General features: G+C 66.4%; 1 protein-coding gene. It reads left to right on the forward strand.

Translation table 11 applies throughout. The features are described 5' to 3' along the window. Nucleotides 1–3,005, forward strand: a 3,005-nt coding sequence (locus SLQ30_RS32970; RefSeq protein ID WP_319458353.1) for an amino acid adenylation domain-containing protein, incomplete at both ends; no start/stop codon positions are given.

Here is a 3,005-nt window from a genome sequence, read left to right on the forward strand (position 1 = left end):
TCTGGTGGGGGCCGCTCGATGACGTATCGGGAGCTCGACGAGGCGTCGAATCGGTTGGCGCACTTGTTGGTTGCCCATGGTGCGGGTCCGGGTCGGTGTGTGGCGTTGCTGCTTCCGCGGTCGATCGAGGCGGTCACCGCGATCGTGGCGGTGCTCAAGTCGGGGGCGGCGTATGTGCCGATCGATGCGGCGGTGCCCGATGCGCGCATCGAGTTCATGCTCGGTGATGCCGCCCCGGTGGTCGCGGTCGCCACCGCGGGGTTGGTGGGCCGGTTGAGCGGCGCCGCGGTGCCGGTGGTGGTGATCAGCGATGCGCGCATCGACACCCAACCCGTCACCGCGGTTGCGGTGGCCCCGGGCCCCGAGGACGTGGCGCATGTCATTTACACCTCGGGGACCACGGGCACTCCGAAGGGGGTGGCGATCACCCATCAGAACGTGACGCGGTTGTTCGAGGGCCTCGAGGTCGGTGTGGTGATGGGCCCGGAGCAGGTGTGGGCGGGGTGTTCATCGTTGGCCTTCGATTATTCGGTGTGGGAGATCTGGGGTGCGCTGCTCCATGGCGGCCGGTTGGTGGTGGTGCCCGAGGAGGTCACCCGCTCCCCGCAGGATTTGCACGCATTGTTGGTCGCCGAGCGGGTCACGGTGTTGAGCCAGACCCCCTCGGCGGTGGGCATGCTGGACTCGGCGGGGCTGGAGTCGGCGACGCTGATGGTGGCCGCCGAACCGTGCCCGGCCGAGGTGGTGGATCGGTGGGCGCCGGGGCGGGTGATGATCAATGGTTACGGTCCGACCGAGACGACGGTGTATGCCACGATCAGCGCCCCGTTGCGGGTGGGTTCGGGGCCGGTGCCGATTGGTGTCCCGGTGCCGGGGGCGGCGTTGTTCGTGCTGGATCAGTGGTTGGGTGTGGTGCCCGCGGGTGTGGTCGGCGAGTTGTACGTGGCTGGGCGTGGGGTGGGGTTGGGGTATCTGGGTCGGGCCGGGTTGAGTGGGTCGCGGTTCGTGGCGTGCCCGTTCGGTGGGGTGGGGGCGCGGATGTATCGCACCGGGGATTTGGTGTGTTGGGGTGCTGATGGGCAGTTGCAGTATTTGGGTCGCGCTGATGAGCAGGTCAAGATCCGCGGGTATCGCATCGAGTTGGGTGAGGTGCAGGCCGCGCTCAGTGAGTTGGATGGGGTGGCCCAGGCGGTGGTGATCGCCCGGGAGGATCGGCCCGGGGACAAGCGGTTGGTCGGTTATGTCACCGAGACCGTTGCGGGGGCAGCGGATCCGGCGGGGATGCGGGCGGTGTTGGCGCAGCGGTTGCCGGGGTACATGGTGCCGGCGGCGGTGGTGGTGCTCGCATCGGTGCCGTTGACGGTGAACGGGAAGTTGGATCGCCGCGCGTTGCCGGCTCCGGAGTACGTCGATGCCGATGCCTATCGGGCGCCCTCGACTCCCGCCGAGCAGTTGGTGGCCGGCGTTTATGCCCAGGTGTTGGGGTTGGAGCGGGTCGGGGCCGATGACTCGTTCTTCGATCTGGGTGGAGACTCACTTTCCGCGATGGAGGTGATCGCCAAGATCAACCAGGCCATGGACACCCAGCTGGCGGTGCGCACCATATTCGAGGCACCCTCGGTGAGCAGGCTGAGCCAGCAACTCCACAAAACGGTCACCGGCCCCAGTTGCGCATCGGTGCATGGCCACATCGCCCCCCAGGTGCACGCCACCGACCTCACCCTGGACAAATTCATCGACGCCGCCACGCTGAGCAACGCCCCGGCATTGCCACCGCCGGGCCCCGAGGTGCGCACCGTGCTGTTGTGCGGAGCGACCGGCTTCCTCGGACGCTACCTGGCCCTGGAATGGCTCGAACGCATGGAGCAGGTCGACGGGACGCTGATCTGCCTGGTGCGCGCCGAGTCGGACCAGGATGCCCGGGCCCGACTGGACAAGATCTTCGACAGCGGCGACCCCACACTGCTACGCCACTACCAGGACCTGGCCGCCGACCGCCTGCAGGTGATCGCCGGCGACAAGGGCGAGGCCAACCTCGGGCTGGACCAGCCAAGCTGGCAGCAGCTGGCCGACACCGTCGATCTGATCGTCGATCCCGCCGCCCTGGTCAACGGCGTACTGCCCTACAGCGAAATGTTCGGACCCAACGTCGTGGGCACCGCCGAGCTGATCCGGCTGGCGCTGACCACCAAGCTCAAGCCCTACAGCTACGTCTCCACCGCCAACGTGGGCGATCAAATCGAACCATCGGCGTTCACCGAGGACGCCGACATCCGCGTCATCAGCCCCACCCGCACCAACGACGGCAGCTACACCAACGGCTACGGCAACAGCAAGTGGGCCGGAGAGGTCCTGCTGCGCGAAGCCAACGACCTATGCGCACTACCGGTATCGGTGTTCCGCTGCGACATGATCCTGGCCGGGCTCACCTACACAGGCCAACTCAACCTCTCCGACATATTCACCCGGATGCTGCTCAGCGTGGCACTCACCGGCGTGGCACCCACCTCCTTCTACCGGCTCGACGCCCACGGCAACCGCCAACGCGCACACTTCGACGGGCTCTCAGTGGAATTCGTCGCCGAAGCCATCGCCACGCTGGGCACCCAAGTCGTCGACGGATTCGAGACCTACCACGTCATGAACCCCCACGACGACGGCATCGGACTCGACGAATACGTCGACTGGCTCATCGAAGCCGGCTGCCAGATCCAACGCATCGACGGCTTCGGACAATGGCTACAACGCTTCGAAGACGGCCTCAGCGCGCTCCCCCACAGCCAACGCCAGCAATCGGTACTCGAAGTGCTCCAAGTCCAACTCAAACCACTAGACACCCACGACCTCAACGCCCCCGAACCAGCCCTCGGCTCCCTCGCCCCAACCCCACGATTCCGCGCCGCAGTACAACAAGCGAAAATCGGCCCCGACAACGACATCCCCCACGTCACCGCACCCACCATCAAGAAATACATCACCGACCTGCAACAACTCGGACTGATCTA

The sequence above is a fragment of the Mycobacterium sp. RTGN4 genome, assembly GCF_033804635.1.
GTDB lineage: Bacteria > Actinomycetota > Actinomycetes > Mycobacteriales > Mycobacteriaceae > Mycobacterium.